The 15,963-nt window shown below is 65.1% G+C and carries 14 protein-coding genes and 1 tRNA gene; 9 read left to right on the forward strand and 6 right to left on the reverse strand.

The window, feature by feature from the left end; genetic code table 11:
* Positions 1-81: 81 nt before the first annotated feature.
* Entirely contained in the window at positions 82-1,239 is a 1,158-nt protein-coding gene (locus tag DM450_RS11460; RefSeq protein ID WP_142634929.1) for an AI-2E family transporter, read from the forward strand.
* A gap of 100 nt (positions 1,240-1,339) precedes the next feature.
* Here DM450_RS11460 and der read toward each other — a convergent pair whose 3' ends face one another.
* A complete protein-coding gene (der, locus tag DM450_RS11465; RefSeq protein WP_142634931.1) occupies positions 1,340-2,719 on the reverse strand; it encodes a ribosome biogenesis GTPase Der in 1,380 nt (459 codons plus the stop codon).
* Between the two features lie 189 nt (positions 2,720-2,908).
* Here der and DM450_RS11470 point away from each other — a divergent pair, with 189 nt between their 5' ends.
* Complete coding sequence (locus DM450_RS11470; protein ID WP_260609806.1) at positions 2,909-3,571, forward strand: CHAP domain-containing protein; 663 nt, start codon at positions 2,909-2,911, stop codon at positions 3,569-3,571.
* A gap of 46 nt (positions 3,572-3,617) precedes the next feature.
* Here DM450_RS11470 and DM450_RS11475 read toward each other — a convergent pair whose 3' ends face one another.
* Complete coding sequence (locus tag DM450_RS11475; RefSeq protein WP_142634934.1) at positions 3,618-3,905, reverse strand: DUF3297 family protein; 288 nt, start codon at positions 3,903-3,905, stop codon at positions 3,618-3,620.
* Positions 3,906-3,994: 89 nt separating this feature from the next.
* Between DM450_RS11475 and DM450_RS11480 the strand changes: the two genes are divergently transcribed.
* From DM450_RS11480 to DM450_RS11500, 5 genes are all read left to right on the forward strand, one after another.
* A tRNA-Val gene (locus DM450_RS11480) sits at positions 3,995-4,069 on the forward strand.
* A gap of 119 nt (positions 4,070-4,188) precedes the next feature.
* Positions 4,189-5,469 (forward strand): serine--tRNA ligase, encoded by a 1,281-nt coding sequence (serS, locus tag DM450_RS11485; RefSeq protein ID WP_142634936.1) that lies wholly within the window; start codon positions 4,189-4,191, stop codon positions 5,467-5,469.
* Positions 5,470-5,566: 97 nt separating this feature from the next.
* Positions 5,567-6,331, forward strand: coding sequence for a 5'/3'-nucleotidase SurE (gene surE / locus DM450_RS11490; RefSeq protein WP_142634938.1), 765 nt, complete (start codon positions 5,567-5,569; stop codon positions 6,329-6,331).
* Positions 6,328-7,419, forward strand: coding sequence for a LysM peptidoglycan-binding domain-containing M23 family metallopeptidase (locus DM450_RS11495; protein WP_260609807.1), 1,092 nt, complete (start codon positions 6,328-6,330; stop codon positions 7,417-7,419). Before surE ends, DM450_RS11495 begins: the two co-directional genes overlap by 4 nt.
* A gap of 12 nt (positions 7,420-7,431) precedes the next feature.
* The gene (locus DM450_RS11500) at positions 7,432-8,529 is read left to right on the forward strand and encodes a potassium channel family protein (protein WP_142634940.1); all 1,098 of its coding nucleotides are present in this window, start codon (positions 7,432-7,434) and stop codon (positions 8,527-8,529) included.
* On the opposite strand, the gene DM450_RS11505 is transcribed toward DM450_RS11500, so the two are convergent.
* Together DM450_RS11505 and DM450_RS11510 are read right to left on the reverse strand one after the other, a co-directional pair.
* Positions 8,490-8,882, reverse strand: coding sequence for a DUF1761 domain-containing protein (locus tag DM450_RS11505; protein ID WP_142634942.1), 393 nt, complete (start codon positions 8,880-8,882; stop codon positions 8,490-8,492). The two genes, DM450_RS11500 and DM450_RS11505, sit on opposite strands and share 40 nt — an antisense overlap.
* 19 nt (positions 8,883-8,901) lie before the next feature.
* Positions 8,902-9,426: a hypothetical protein gene (locus DM450_RS11510; RefSeq protein WP_142634945.1), complete on the reverse strand. Its 525-nt coding sequence runs from the start codon at positions 9,424-9,426 to the stop codon at positions 8,902-8,904.
* A gap of 126 nt (positions 9,427-9,552) precedes the next feature.
* Between DM450_RS11510 and rimO the strand changes: the two genes are divergently transcribed.
* Positions 9,553-10,932 (forward strand): 30S ribosomal protein S12 methylthiotransferase RimO, encoded by a 1,380-nt coding sequence (rimO, locus tag DM450_RS11515; protein WP_142634947.1) that lies wholly within the window; start codon positions 9,553-9,555, stop codon positions 10,930-10,932.
* Between the two features lie 778 nt (positions 10,933-11,710).
* Here the strand turns inward: rimO and istB are convergent.
* Positions 11,711-12,439, reverse strand: coding sequence for an IS21-like element ISSsp4 family helper ATPase IstB (gene istB / locus DM450_RS11520; protein ID WP_013831348.1), 729 nt, complete (start codon positions 12,437-12,439; stop codon positions 11,711-11,713).
* Positions 12,426-13,940, reverse strand: a complete 1,515-nt coding sequence (gene istA, locus DM450_RS11525) for an IS21 family transposase (RefSeq protein ID WP_142632652.1) — start codon at positions 13,938-13,940, stop codon at positions 12,426-12,428. Before istA ends, istB begins: the two co-directional genes overlap by 14 nt.
* Before the next feature lie 550 nt (positions 13,941-14,490).
* Between istA and DM450_RS11530 the strand changes: the two genes are divergently transcribed.
* Complete coding sequence (locus DM450_RS11530; RefSeq protein ID WP_142634948.1) at positions 14,491-15,945, forward strand: serine hydrolase; 1,455 nt, start codon at positions 14,491-14,493, stop codon at positions 15,943-15,945.
* Positions 15,946-15,963 lie beyond the last annotated feature (18 nt).

Genomic DNA, 15,963 nt, shown 5'->3' on the forward strand with positions numbered 1-15,963 from the left:
TGTGTCGCCCAGCAATCCGAAAAAATCCACCCTGCATCCGATGACCACTGGCGCAATCTGAAATCGTGCTAAGACAGCAGCATGGAAAGTCCTCGCCCGCAGCCCCCCTACCGCCTCGAAGACTACGGCTTCGCTTTTCTTGTCGTCATCGTCTCGGCCGCCTTCGCCTGGTTACTGACGCCTTACTTCGGCGCCGTGCTCTGGGGAGTTGTCGCCGCGATCCTGTTCGAGCCGCTGACCTTCAGGCTCTCCCGGAAGATGGGCGGCAAGCCCAGTACCGCCGCCGGACTGGTGCTGCTGGGACTGCTGGCGGTGTTCATCATCCCGGCCATCCTGCTTGGCGTCAGCCTCGTCCAGGAAGTGACGATGATCTACGACAAGGTGTCGACCGGACAGCTCGATATCGGCCACATGGTCGCCAAGCTGCGCGGCTCGATCCCCGATTCGGTCGAGGGCCTGGTCGAACGCTACGGCCTCGCCGATTTCGAATCGCTGCGCCGCCAGTTCGGCTCGGGCATCGCCAGCGGCCTGCAGGGCCTCGCCACCCGCCTCGTCTCTGCCGGACAGGGTGCGCTGAGTTTCCTCGCGGCGCTGGGCGTGATGCTGTACCTCACCTTCTTCCTGCTGCGCGACGGGCGCCATTACGGCGAGATGATCCGCGACGCCCTGCCGCTGCGTCCGCACTTGCGCGACCGGCTGATCCTGAACTTCCTCGTGGTCGTGCGCGCAACGATGAAGGGCACGGTGGTGGTCGCCGTGCTGCAGGGACTGGTCGGCGGGATCATCTTCTCGCTGCTCGGCATCCCCGGCTCGCTGCTCTGGGGCGTGATGATGGGCTTCTTCTCGCTGCTGCCGGCCGTGGGCACCGGGCTCGTGTGGGTTCCGATGGCGATCTATCTGCTGGCGACCGGGCAAGTCTGGCAGGGCTCGATCCTCGCGTTCTGCGGCATGTTCGTGATCGGCATGATCGACAACCTGCTGCGCCCGGTACTGGTCGGCCGCGACACCCGCCTGCCCGACTTCGTGGTCCTGATCGCCACCCTTGCCGGCCTGCAACTGTTCGGCCTCAACGGCTTCATCATCGGCCCGGTGATCGCGGCCCTGTTCATCTCGGTGTGGAACCTGATGCGCGAGATGCGCAGCAGCGACGGCCTGATCGAACCCGACGCCATCGATCTGGCCGACGAGGCGACCGAGCAGGACGACGCCCGGACAGAAGCCGTAGCCCACCCCTCCTGATCACAAGCCACGACAAAAAAGGCCCGCTTCCGCGATCTTTGCGGAAGCGGGCCTTTTTTTCATGCCGGAAGCCCGGTCAGGGACGTCGCGGCAGGACGCGCTACTTCTTGTCGAAGGGGTTCTTCGGCATGCGCAAGTTGAGGCGGATCGGCACGGCTTCGAAACCGAGTTCGCGGCGCATTCCGTTGATCAGATAGCGGCGATAGCTCTCGGGCAGCAAGTCGAGACGGGTGCCGAACAGCACGAAGCCCGGCGGACGGGTCTTGGCCTGGGTGATGTAGCGCAGCTTGATGCGCTTGCCGCCCGGTGCCGGCGGCGGATTGGCCGAAAGCGCATCGTCGAACCAGCGGTTGAGCGCGGCGGTCGGCACGCGCTTGCTCCAGGCTTCGCGGATCGAGAAGCCAGTGGCGATCAACTCGTCGATACCCTTGCCGGTACGGGCCGACACGGCGAGCAGCGGCACCCCGCGCACTTGCGCCAGACCATCGTCAAGCGCCCCGCGAATGCCGTTGAACAGGGCCGAGGCCCCTTCGGCCACGTCCCACTTGTTGATCGCGATGATCAGCGCACGGCCTTCTTCCAGCACCTTGGAGGCGATCGTGAGATCCTGATGCTCCAGCCCGCGCGTGGCGTCGAGCAGCAGCACGACCACTTCGGCAAAGTCGATGGCATGGCGCGCATCGGCCACGGCCAGGCGCTCCAGCTTCTCGGTCACGTTGGCGCGCTTGCGCATGCCGGCAGTGTCGATCAAGCTGACCTGCCGCACTTCCTGCGTCTTGGGATCGGTCCATTCCCAGTCGACCGTGATGGAATCGCGCGTAATGCCCGCTTCCGGCCCCGTCAGCAGGCGGTCTTCACCAAGGATGCGGTTGATGAGCGTAGACTTGCCCGCGTTCGGACGGCCGACGATGGCCAGCTTGAGCGGACGGCGCAGCAGGGCTTCGTCGTCCTCTTCCTCGGGGAACTCCGGCTCTTCGGGCTGGAGGGGCTCGAGATGCGGCAGCAGCGATTCGAACAGGTCGGCAATGCCCACGCCGTGCTCGGCCGAGAAGGTGATCGGCTCGCCAAGACCCAGCGAGTAGGCTTCCAGCACGCCGCTTTCGCCCGCACGGCCCTCGGCCTTGTTGGCAAGCACCACGACCGGCACCTGCGAGGCGCGCAGCCACTGGCCGATCTCTTCGTCGAGCGGGGTCAATCCCGCGCGCGCATCGACCACGAAGAGCGCGACGTCGGCTGTTTCCAGCGCCGCTTCGGTCTGCTTGCGCATGCGGCCGGGCAGCGTTTCGTCTTCGTCATCCTCCCAGCCGGCAGTGTCGACGATCTGGAACTTGAGCCCCAGCAGTTCGGCATCGCCGAAGCGACGGTCGCGCGTGACGCCCGGCTGATCGTCGACAAGCGCAAGCTTTTTGCCGACGAGCCGGTTGAACAACGTGGACTTGCCGACGTTGGGTCGGCCGATGATGATCACCTGGGGAAGCATAATAGAACTCGATAAAGGATTCGCGCCGATAGGGGAATTTGCCGCAAATGGAAATGACCCTGCAAAAAAGCACGGATTTCTGGGATTTCGGCCCGCAAATAGTTACCGCGCCGTTAACCACATAACTCAGGAAGCTCCTAACCCTGCTCCCCGAACATGGCAAACATGAAGGGTTACCGCAGATTCATCATGCTGGGCCTCGCTCTCGCAGCGGCCGCGCCAGCCATCGATCCGGCCGCGGCGAGCGGCGTCATCGACGATTCCATGGCCGGCGTCGATGGCGGCACCGATGCCGCCAAGGGCCCCGGCTATCTCGAATGCGTGCCTTATGCGCGCCAGACTTCGGGCATCCGCATCTTCGGCGATGCCCATACCTGGTGGCAGCAGGCGCGCGGACGCTACGCGACCGGCCGCACGCCGCGCGTCGGTGCGGTCATGGCCATGCAGCCTTACGCCAATTCCGAACTCGGCCATGTCGCGACGGTCAGCCGGGTGGTCGATTCGCGCACCATCCTCGTCAGCCACGCCAACTGGTCACCGATCAACGGGCGGCGCGGACAAGTCGAACGCAACGTCACCGTGCTCGACGTCTCGCCGGAAAACGACTGGAGCGAAGTGCGCGTCTGGTATGCGCCGATCCACAACCTGGGCACCACCCACTGGCCGGTTTCGGGCTTCATCTACAATGCCAAGCCGGGCACCGTGAAGGATCTCGGCGCGGCCCGGCTCGCGGCGACCTCGGCCTCGGCCTCGGCCTCGGCCTACCCCGAATCGCAGACCCCGCCGCTGCCCGCAAAGAAAAAGGGCCGCCATGGCGACCCCATCGGCGCCATCATCGCCGGTACGTATTGATCGGAAAGACGGGCCGCCTCGCAGCGGCCCGTCTTGCATTAAAGCTTCAGAGCTTGGCGACCGGCGCGTCTTCGCCAAGGTCCTCATACCAGGCCTCGACCGGCCCCATGAGCTTCACCGTCAGCGGATTGCCCTTGCGGTCCAGCGTCTTGCCGGCCTGCACGCGGACCCAGCCTTCGGAAATGCAATATTCCTCGACATTGGTACGCACGGTGCCCTTGAAGCGGATGCCAACGCCGCGCTTCAGCTTGTCCTCGTCGAAGAACGGGCTCTTCGGGTTGATGGCGAGGTGATCGGGGGGCACGTCAGCGCCGGTTTTGGTCTCTTCGGTCATGCCACGCGATTTAATTGCAGATGACCGCTTGTCAATTCGATCCGACTCATCTAGAGGCGCGCTTCCCCGACGGACACGGTCCTTTCGGCGGGCGCGTAGCTCAGTGGTAGAGCACACCCTTCACACGGGTGGGGTCGCAGGTTCAATCCCTGCCGCGCCCACCATTCCTCCTCAGGAATGGCCGAAGCAGGCGGACATTTTCCCCAAGAACACTGATCGACAACGGCTGAAACCGGCTGCCGCAATCTTGCGCGCCTTGGCCTGAGGCGGCATAGCCCGCGCCATGCATGACATCCGCCTGATCCGCGAGAATCCCGAAGGGTTCGACGCCGGCCTCGCCCGCCGTGGGGTTGCCCCCGTGGCCGCTGACATCCTCGCCCTCGACGAGCAGCGCCGCTCGGTCGCGACGCGCATGCAGGAAGGGCAAAATCGCCGCAACGAAGCCTCCAAGGCGATCGGCAAGGCCATGGGCCAGGGCGACACCGCCACGGCCGACGCGCTCAAGGCCGAAGTAGCACAGCTCAAGGACGTCCTCCCCACCCTCGAAGCCGAGGAAAAGGACCTCACCGCCCAGCTTCAGAGCGTGCTGGCCAGCCTGCCCAACATCCCCGTCGCCGAAGTGCCGGAAGGCGCGGACGAGACCGAGAACCTCGAAGTCGCCAAGTGGGGCACGCCCGGCACCTTCGCGTTCCAGCCCAGGGAACATGCCGACCTCGGCCCCGCGCTCGGCCTCGATTTCGAGACCGGCGCCAAGCTTTCCGGCGCGCGCTTCACGTTCCTCAAGGGCCAGATGGCCCGCCTGCACCGCGCCCTCGCGCAGTTCATGCTGGACACCCAGACCGCCACCAACGGCTACATGGAATGCAACGTCCCGCTGCTGGTGAAGGACGAGGCCGTGTTCGGCACCGGCCAGCTTCCCAAGTTCGCGGAAGACCTTTTCAAAACCACGGACGGCCGCTGGCTGATCCCGACCGCCGAAGTCTCGCTGACCAACGCCGTGCAGGACGAGATCGTCGACGCTCAAACCCTGCCGCTGCGCATGACCGCCCTCACCCCCTGCTTCCGCTCCGAAGCCGGCTCGGCAGGCCGTGACACGCGCGGGTTCATCCGCCAGCACCAGTTCGAGAAAGTCGAACTGGTCACCGTCTGCCAGCCCGACCAGTCGCAGGCCGAGCACGAGAAGATGGTCGCTGCCGCCGAGGGCATCCTGCAGGCGCTCGAACTGCCCTACCGCAAGGTGCTGCTGTGCTCGGGCGACATGGGCTTCACCGCCAACAAGACCTTCGACCTCGAAGTCTGGCTGCCGGGTCAGGGCGCCTACCGCGAGATCAGCTCGGTTTCCAACTGCGGCGACTTCCAGGCCCGCCGCATGAACGCGCGCTTCAAGCCGGAAGGCTCGAAGAAGACCGAGTTCCTGCACACCCTCAACGGCTCGGGCCTCGCGGTCGGCCGCACCCTCGTCGCCGTGCTGGAAAACTACCAGCAGGAGGACGGCTCGGTGCTGGTGCCCGAGGCGCTGAAGCCCTGGATGGGCGGGATCGAGAAGCTGGAACCCCGGTTCTGATCGCCTGCCGATTGCGTTCCGAGGGGGCTTCGACCGGCTCAGCCTGAGCTTGTCGACGGATAAGCGGGTCAACGCCCGGCCAAGTTAGAGAGACATCATGCGCATCCTGCTTACCAACGACGACGGCATCAACGCCCCCGGCCTCTACGTCCTCGAAAAGATCGCCGCGCAGCTTTCGGACGATATCTGGATCTGCGCGCCGAGCGAGGAACAGTCGGGCGCCGGCCACTCGCTGACGCTGACCCGCCCGGTGCGGATGCGCGAACATGCGCCCAAGCGCTTCTCGGTGACCGGCACGCCCACCGATTCGGTGACCATGGGCCTCAGGAAGGCCCTGCCCGGACCGCCGGACCTGATCCTCTCGGGCGTCAATCGCGGCGCCAATCTTGGCGATGACGTGACCTATTCGGGCACCGTGTCCGCCGCGATGGAGGGCGCACTGGCGGGCATCCGCTCGATCGCGCTGAGCCAGGTCTATGCCGGGGAAGGCCTTGGCAACAACGTCAGCTTCTCGGCCGCCGAGGAATGGGGCGCCAAAGTGCTCAGGCCCCTGCTCGACGCGCCCTTCGCGCCGCGCACGCTGATCAACGTGAACTTCCCGCCGCTCGCGGCTGCCGACGTGAAGGGCATTCGCGTGGTCCGCCAAGGCTTCCACGACTATGCGCGCGGCTCGGTGGTAGAAGGCATGGACCCGCGCGGTTTCCCCTACTTCTGGTTCGGCCTTCACGGCATCGAGCATACCCTCGGCCACAACACCGACCTCGAAGCGATTGCCGAGGGTTACATCGCGGTGACCCCGCTCCAGCTCGACCTCACCCACGACGCCTCGCTGGCGCAGATCGCGAGCCGTTACCAGGCATGATGCGCCGCGCGCTCCCCTCCTCGTTCCTGGTCCTTGCGGCACTGGTCCTGCCCGGCGCGCCCGTGCTGGCGTCGACGAAGGACGAAAGCGTCCATGTCGTCGAACAGGGGGAGACGCTGAACGGTATCGCCAACCGCGCGGGCGTGGCCGCCTCGGCCATCGTCAAGGCCAACGGACTCAAGGAACCCTACGTGGTGAAAGTCGGGCAGAAGCTGGCCATTCCCCGCGCAGCTGCCCCTGCCCCTGCGCCCACGGCAAAGCCGCGCCCGGCGCCAACAGCGACGAGCCGGACTGCCGCCAGCGCGCAGGCGGTTGCCAGCAAGGCCGCCGCCGTCAGCGCCGAAACCGAGGAAGTCCACGCGGTCGCCCCCGGCGAAACCCTCGGCGGCATCGCCCAGCGCGCCGGTGTCGCCCGCGTGCTCATCATCGAGGCGAACGGCCTGCAACCACCCTACGCCGTACGCACCGGCCAGAAGCTCAAGATCCCGCGCACGCGCCGCCACACCGTGAAGGCCGGTGACACCGGCTTTTCGATCTCGCTGAAATATGCCGTGCCGTGGGAACAGATCGCGCTTGCCAACGGGCTCGACGCCGCAGCGCCGGTCAAGGCGGGACAGTCGCTGCTGATCCCGACGCTGGTCGATGCCAGGGCTGGCCCCGCTCCCATCCCTGCGGCAGCGGCCCAGCCCGTGAAAACGGCCCAACCCGCCGCCGTGCGTTTCCTCTGGCCGGTGACCGGCGAAGTGCGCCGCAAGTTCGCCGCGAGCGGCAATCCCCATGACGGCATCGACATCAAGGCCCCGCAGGGCACCATGGTGCGCGCCGCCGCCGCCGGCATCGTGAAGTTTGCGGGCGCCGAGAAGGAGCAGTTCGGCAACCTCGTCGTACTGGATCACGGCAACGGCTGGTTCACCGCCTATGGTTTCCTCAGCCGCGTCACCGTAAAGGAAGGCGCCAAGGTCGCCGCCGGCGAGCGAGTCGGCCTCGTCGGCAGCACCGGTCTTGCCAAGGGTGACGAACTGCACTTCGAAGTGCGCCAGGACGGCAAACCCGTCGATCCGCTGGACGCCTTGCCCAAGGCCCCGTAAGTTCCTCGCCGCATGTCGAAACGGCGCCCTGCCTCCCCTTCGTTCAAGCCGCTGCGCCGGGCGCTCGCGGTGCCGGTCTGGGCCGACCTCGCGCTGCGGCTGGGCGGCGCGTTTTTCCTGATCTTCATCGTCATCATGGTCCACTGGACCGACCGCGCGGGCCTGAAGGACACGCATGACGGGGTGATCAGCTTCCTCGACGTCGTCTATTTCACGATGATCTCGATCACCACGACCGGCTTTGGCGACATCGCCCCGGTGAGCGACCGCGCCCGCCTGATCGAGGCGGTGCTGGTCACGCCGATCCGCCTTGCGGTGATCACCATTTTCGTGGGCACCGCCTACAATTTCATCATCAAGCGAAGCTGGGAGACCTGGCGGATGAAGCGCATCCAGGAACGGCTCGAAGGCCATATCGTCGTCCTCGGCTTCGGGGTCAGCGGCTCGGAAGCGGTCAAGGAGCTCATCGAGCGGGGCACCGAGGCATCGCGAATCGTTGTCGTCGACCCCGATCAGGCACGGCTTGCACGGGCCGAAGAACTCGGTTGCAACGTCCTGCAAGGCGACGCCTCGCGCGACGAGATCCAGAACGCGGTGCGTGTCGGCACGGCCCAGTCGGTGCTGGTTTCGGCCGGGCGCGACGATACGTCCGTGCTGATCGTGCTGACCGCGCGCCATCTGGCGCCGCGCGTGCCGATCACCGTCGTCATCCGCGCAGACGACAACGAACTGCTGGCCCGCCAGGCAGGCGCCAACAACGTCATCAACCCGGTGCGCTTCACCGGACTGCTGCTCGCGGGCTCAGCGGAAGGGCAGCACGTGGCCGAATACATGTCCGACCTCGCCTCGGTGGCCGGGCGCGTGCAACTGGTGGAGCGTGCGGTCGAACCGTCCGAAGTCGGCGGCACGCTGGACCAGCTCGTCACCGGCGGGCGCGGCCTGCGCATCTATCGCGGCGCGCGCACGATCGGCTTCTGGGAGGACGAGGCAAAGGTCCTACAGACCGGCGACGTGGTGGTGGAAATCGCCCCCACCCGGCCGTCGCAGGCAGACTCGTCCGGAACGGATCGTCAGGACAGCGCCCAGAACACCAGTCCCATGGCAAGGTAGGCCGTCAGCCAGAACAGGCAATCCATCACCCGCCGCAGCGGCTCCATGCGATTACGCACATGGGTCAGCCAGACCGCAGGGATGACAAAGGCGATGGCGACGCCGCCGGTCTGCATGAAATAGAGCCAGGGCTTCACTGCCAGCGTCTCCGCGCCGATCCGCGCGAAGTTGTGGCCGAGCATGATCGAGCTGATCAGGAACACGAAGCACACAAGCCCATAATTGCCCGCCAGTGTCGACTTGCCGGGCGAGAGGCGGCGTCCATCCTGGAACGGCGGGCCGTTCCAGACAAATCCCACCACGACAGCCAGCGCCGCCGCGAGGACCACAGCCAGCCAATTTACCGGACCCATTGCAATTCCCTTTCGTCCATCAGGCCGCTTCCGGCCAATCGAGCCGCGCGACAAAACCTTCGCCGCCATCGATCCAGTCGCAGGCGAACGCGGCAATGGCATCGCGCACCCGGCCCAGCGCATCCCGTTGCGCCGTGGTCTGCAATGACGGCGGTAACGGCACGAAGGAACTCTCGCAAGCGGTCCGCGCCATGGCCATCAGCGCCTCGTCATCGCAGCCGCCCGACCACAGGTCCGCCTCGAAACATTCGACCAGACGTTCGGCCTGAAGCAGCTCGACGATCTCCGCATCAGGCTCGCGCGCCCGCGCGGCGCTGGCGTGGCCGCCTGCCTTGGCGAGTTCGGCCAGTTCTTCGGGATGGCGCCCCTCGGCCACCAGTCCCCAGAAGCCGCGTGCGAATCCCAGTCCCTGCTCGACGAAGAAATGAACGGCGTCATGCGGCACCGGCCCCTTCTTCGGGAACGTGGTTTCGATGACCTCGCCCGAGACACGGCGGATCGCGATATGGTCGCCCGCAAGGCCCTTGGTGATCGTGATTTCCATGACTTGCGGGATAGGCGCATGGTCCGCGCGGAACAATCGCGGCGAGACCTGCAGGAACCGACTCGCCCGGATTCCATTCAATTCGTGACTCCGGCGCGCAATCGGAGTATCGGGCGCGCCATTCCTATGGCTATTGAAATCCCCTCCCCGCCCAAGGTCGGCATGGTCAGCCTCGGCTGCCCCAAGGCGCTTGTCGACTCCGAACGCATCCTCACCCGCCTGCGCGCCGATGGCTACACGATGAGCCCGGACTATGCCGGGGCCGACGTCGTGCTCGTCAACACCTGTGGTTTCCTCGATTCCGCGAAGGAAGAGAGCCTGGCCGCAATCGGTGAAGCCATTGCCGAAAACGGCCGCGTGATCGTCACCGGCTGCATGGGCAACGAGGCCGACGTGATCCGCGCCCGCTTCCCGGACGTGCTCGCCGTCACCGGCGCGCATCAGTACGAAGCGGTGGTCGAGGCCGTGCACGACGCCGCCCCGCCCGAGCTTTCGCCCTATGTCGACCTGATCCCGCAGGCCTATGACGAAGCCGGTGTGAAGCTGACCCCGCGCCACTACAGCTATCTGAAGATCTCGGAAGGCTGCAACCACGCGTGCTCGTTCTGCATCATCCCGTCGCTGCGCGGGAAGCTGGCGAGCCGCCGTATCGACGCGGTGCTGCGCGAGGCGGAAAAGCTGGTCCAGGCCGGAACCCGCGAACTGCTGGTGATCAGCCAGGACACCTCGGCCTATGGCGTCGATGTCCGCCATGAGCCCCGCACGTGGAAGGACCGCGAAGTCCGCACCCACATGACCGATCTCGCCCGTGAGCTCGGCCAGCTGAAGGATGCGCAGGGCCGCGCGCCTTGGGTGCGCCTGCACTACGTCTACCCCTATCCGCATGTCGACGCGGTGATCCCGCTGATGGCCGAAGGGCTGATCACGCCCTACCTCGACATTCCGTTCCAGCACGCCGCGCCTTCGGTGCTCAAGTCGATGAAGCGCCCGGCCAACGAGGCCAAGGTGCTCGACCGCCTGCACAAGTGGCGCGAGATCTGCCCGGATATCGCCATCCGCTCCAGCTTCGTGGTCGGCTTCCCCGGCGAGACCGAGGAAGACTTCCAGTATCTGCTGGACTGGCTGGACGAAGCCCAGCTCGACCGCGTCGGCGCCTTCCGTTTCGAACCCGTCGAGGGTGCGTCCGCCAACACCCTGCCCAATCCGGTCCCGGAAGAGGTGAAGGAAGAGCGTTACGCGCGGATCATGGAAAAGACCGCCGCGATCAGCGCCGCAAAGCTTCAGGCCAAGGTCGGCCGCGTGATCCCGGTGATCATCGACGAAGTGGGCGAACCGGACGAAGACGGCGAAATCGGTGCAACCGCCCGCTCGCAGGCCGATGCACCCGAGATCGACGGCAACGTCTTCCTGCGCAACGTGGGTGATGTGCAAGTCGGTGATATCATTGACGTTCTTGTCGAGGATGCTGACGAACACGACCTTTATGGAGCATTGACCCAGGGCTGACCCCTATCGGCTCCGCGGCTCATAATTGCGCATTTTGCAATTAATAGCGATTTTTTCGCGTTTGCGAAGAATCGCTCCGACACGCATATGGAGCGGGCCTTTCAGGCATCCTCTCCCAAAAACTTTCCAAAGGGGCTGGTCTTCGGACCGGCCCTTCTTTTTTTGCCTGTGGCGCGCGGCAACGAGCCTTTGCGCTACCCCTGTTGACGCGTCCGGTACTTTTCCGACCGGTTCGCCACCCCTGCCCTTACCCTCGAGACAGCGTCGCGCCGGTGACTGGCCAAGCCACTCCGGCGCCCGGATGAGCAAAAACCGCGATGGCAAAACCACGGTTCGACAAGGCATTACTCCGTCAAAAGACTTCGGAAATGCATTTCGGTCAAACACGCTTCACGCATTTCCGCGACTTCCCTCCGATCTTAATTGCATGAAACGCAATAACGCTCCCATTTTTCGCGTTTGCGGAGAATCGGCTGCACGAGCATATGGAGCGGGCCTTTCAGGCATCCTCTCCCAAAAACTTTCCAAGGGGCTGGTCTTCGGACCGGCCCTTCTTTTTTGTCCGCTGTCAACCGGCGCGCAAAACTGACCCCCTATCGGCGCCCAATATTGACCCCACCTTTCGGTAGTCTGGCGGTTATCCCGGTAGTCGATAGGAGGGGCCCACGGACGACGACGCGCACCGTCAGGTGTGCTGGCGGCGGCGTCCGTGGGAGGTCCCTGTTGACCCACCGGGTTAACCGCCGGGGATGGGGGTCCGGGGGAAGGGGTTTTCGGCTCAGTTCCGGTTTTTGAACCGCCAGCTGTCATTGCCCGTCTCGATGATGTCGCAGTGGTGCGTGATGCGATCGAGAAGAGCGGTGGTCATCTTGGGGTCGTGGAAGACGCTCGGCCATTCGCCGAAGGCGAGATTGGTCGTGATAATGACCGAGGTCTTTTCGTAGAGCTTGCTGATCAGGTGGAAGAGCATCTGGCCACCGGACCGGGCGAACGGCAGGTAGCCGAGCTCGTCAAGCACCACGAGATCAAGCCGCGAGAGTTGGGTGGCAAGGCTGCCGGCCTTGCCCAGGCGAGCCTCTTCCTCAAGCCGGTTCACCAGATCGACCGTATTGAAGTATCGGCCTCTGGCACCGGCGCGCACCACTGCGGCGGTGATGGCGAGAGCCAGATGAGTCTTGCCCGTGCCTGTTCCGCCGATCAGCACGATATTGCGCCGTTCCGGCAGGAACGAGCCCGTATGAAGCGAGCGGATCAGTCCTTCGTTGATCGGCGTGCCATCGAACATGAACCCATCCAGGTCCTTGATCGCCGGAAGCTTGGCTGCGGTCATGCGATAACGGATCGATGCCGCATCCCGGTGCGCCGTCTCCGCACGCAACAGGTCGCCCAACATCTCCATGACCGTTCTGTCTCGGCGGATGCCGTTGGTGACGGCATCATCGAAGGCCGCCACCATGCCCTTGAGCCCCAGCCCCTTGAGGGCGGCCATGATCTCATGCCGCTGCATCGAGGTCTCGCACGGTATCGTAGCGGCCGCAGTTCGCCTCTGGCGGATGCTTGAGCTTCAGGTTGACGACGACGTCCATAGCCTGGGCATCATGAGGCTCGCGGCGACGGGACAGGATGTTGAGGATGATCTCGTCGCTGATAGTACCGGCGCTGAGTGCCTCGCGCACTGCGGCCTCGACAGCCTCCAGGCCATCTTCGGGGACAGCGGCGAGGACGCGTACAAAGCGCCGGTCGGCATCGTCGCCCTTGCCCAACTTACGCCGCAATTGGGCCAGTGCAGGTGGGAGAGCCCAGTCCTGGAAGGGAGCACCATTGCGCAACGCACCGGGCTTGCGGGCGAGGATGGGCAGGTAGTGCCATGGATCGAAGATTGTCTGGTTCCGGCCGAAGACCCGTTCGTGTTCGGCCACGACAGCGCCGTCGCAGCGGATCACGATGCGCGTTGCATAGGCCCGCACCTGCACAGCCTGATGGGCCGCCTTTGCCATCACCGAGTACCGATTGCGATCGAAGCTCACGAGGCACGTCGAACTGGCTACGTGTTCGCTCTCGAAGAACCCGTCGAAGGGAACCGGTAGCGGTTGCAGCATCGGCCGCTCCACCTCCAGCGCCTGCGCGATCGTCATGCCTTCCTGGTCAGGATGCTGGTTGCGTTCCGCCCAGCGCCGGCACTCGGCTTCCAGCCAGATGTTCAGTTCCTCGAGGCTGGCAAAGCGCAGGCGCGGCTTGAACAGGCGCTCCCTACTGGTCTGAACCTGGTTCTCGACCTGACCCTTCTCCCACCCTGCGGCAGGACTACAGGCCACCGGCTCAACGCGATAGTGGTCCGTCATGATCAGAAACCGCCGGTTGAACAGGCGTTCCTTGCCGGTGAACACCGTCGTCACCGCCGTCTTCATATTGTCGTAGATGCCGCGCGTCGGAATCCCACCGAAGAAGGCAAAGGCGCGGGCATGTGCGTCGAACACCATCTCTTGCGTCTCGCGAGGATAGGCACGGACAAATGGTGCCCGTGACCAGCAAAACCGCATATGCGCGACCTTCACGCGCATTGGCTTGCCGGCGATCTCGACGTCCTCATGGCTCCAGTCGAACTGGTAAGCCTCGCCGGGCCGGTACATCAACGGGATGAACGCCTTGGTCATATCGCCGGCGTCAACGCGACGCTCACGCTTCCAGCGTGCAGCATAGCGCCGCACAGCGTCATAAGAGCCGCCAAACCCTTCGCGCTGAAGCAGATCATGGATCCGCGTCATGCGAAGCCGGTCACGCCGGGGCAGCCCTTCGTTCTCTTCAAGCAGTTCTTCCAGGCGAGTGCTGAAAGGGCCGGTCTGCGGCCGATGCTGTTCCTTGCGCTCGTAACTGGCATCCGCGTTCGGCGCCCGGATCGCCTTGCGCACCGTGTTGCGCGACAGCCGCAAATCCCGCGCTATCGCCTTGATCGGCTTACCGTCCCGGTGCTCCCGACGGATCCTCGTAATCGTCTCCACAACCAACATCCCTGTACCCGCCGTCCGGAACCGAAACGGCGGCGCTTCTCACAATGAGATGAAGGGGGTCAATTTTAGACGCCGATCACCCCGCTAAGGGGGTCAATTTTGCACGCCGCTCCACATTGTCCGCTGCGCATCGCGCCGGTAACTGGACAGGATTTGGCTCTCCCGCCCCTTCTGAAAGACCTCGGCGCGAACCGCGCCTGCCTACCCGACAGCAAGACGCCCTGCCTCTGCATGGCAGCGAAGCGACAAGCCAGTTCCGCGCGCCCGAAACCGCAGAAATCCGCCGGGAATGCAATTCCATCAAACCACAAGCACGCAATTTGGCCATTTCGCCCACGCGATCAGTTGCGCCATGCGCAATCATGCTCCATTTTTTCGCATTTGCAGCAAAGCCTGTCTGACCGCATAAGGATCAGGCCTTTCAGGCATCCTCTCCCAAACTTCTACGGGCTGGTCTTCGGATCGGCCCTTTCTTTTTGCCCGGCGTCCGCGCGGTAATCGCCGTGGAAATCGCAATTGAGTTTGGCCGCGCGGGCTGTAGCGTCACGCCATGAACCGCACCGCCCTTGCCCGCCTGCTCACTGCCGGCGCACTCATCCTCGCCCCGACCACTCTTGCCGCCGCTCCCCCGCCGCAACCCGTTGCCGCCGTGCCCTCGACCAGTGCCGCGCTCACGCCCGTGCAGGAAACGGCCATCGACGCAGCCGTGACCAAGGCTCTCGCCCACAGCGGCGTGCCCTCCGCGCAGGTCGCCATCGCGCGCGGCGGTCAGATCGTATTTGCCAGGGCCTGGGGCAAGGCGGGCGACAACATGCCCGCGCGGATCGACCAGCCCTACCAGATCGCCTCCAACTCCAAGCAGTTCCTCGGCGCGCTGATCCTCAAGCTGCGCGATCAGGGCAAGCTCTCGCTGGACGACACGGTTTCCAAGTACCTTGCCGGCGTATCCGGCGGGGAAGAGATCACCATCCGCCAGTTGCTCTCGCACACCTCGGGCCTGCGCGATTTCTGGCCGCAGGACTACGATTTTGTCGACATGCGCACCCCGGTGAAGCCGGAGGAGATCGTCAAGCGCTGGGGCACCGCGCCGCTGGACTACAAGCCCGGCACGCGCTGGCAATATTCGAACACCGGCTATGTCGTCGCCGGCCTGATCGCGGAGAAGGCAGGCGGCGCCCCGCTGTGGGAGCAGTTCGAGCGTGAGCTGTTCCAGCCCCTCGGCCTGCATCCGCTGAAGCTGGACGATACCAACAAGCCCGGTTTCCCGCAGGGCTATCACCGCTATGCGCTCGGCCCGGTGGTTGCGGCCACGCCGCCCGCCTCGGGCTGGCTCTGGGCTGCCGGCGAGATCTCGATGACCGCCTCCGATCTGGCGCGCTGGGACATCGCCCGCCTCCACCGCACCCTGCTTCCCGCCGCCGATTGGGAAGAGCAGGAGGCCCCGGTGATCCTCGCCGACGGCACCAACAGTTCCTACGGCCTCGGCGTCTTCACCCGCACGGCCGATGGCCGCCGGATCATCAACCACGGCGGCGAATCGACCGGCTTCCTCTCGCAGGCGACGATGTATCCCGACAGCGATGTCGCCATCGTCGTGCTCACCAATGCCGATTTCGGCGCGGTGACGGGCACCGTCACGTCCGCGATCGCCGACATCGTGATGCCGCGCGACTTGCCGCTCGACAGCGGCGAAACCGCCCGCACCGCCGACGCCCGCGCCGAACTGGAAGCGCTGGTGGCCGGCAAGTTCGAAGCCGCGCACTTCACCGCCCACGCGCAAGACTATTTCTCCGGCGCGGTGCGCAAGGACTATCGCGAAAGCCTGGCGCCGCTCGGCCCGCTCACCGCGTTCGAACCGGCGGGCAAGCCGAAGCTGCGCGGCGGTTTCGTCAACCGTACGTTCGTCGCCACCTTCGGCAAGCGCAAGCTGGCCGTCTCGACGTATGCCGATCCCGGCGCGCATGGTGCCTGGGAGCAGTTTATCGTCATGCCGTCCGACGATTGACGACGCCGACGGGTGGCG

Origin of the sequence: Sphingomonas sp. IC081 (assembly GCF_006874585.1) — a bacterium.
Classification (GTDB): Bacteria; Pseudomonadota; Alphaproteobacteria; order Sphingomonadales; family Sphingomonadaceae; genus Novosphingobium.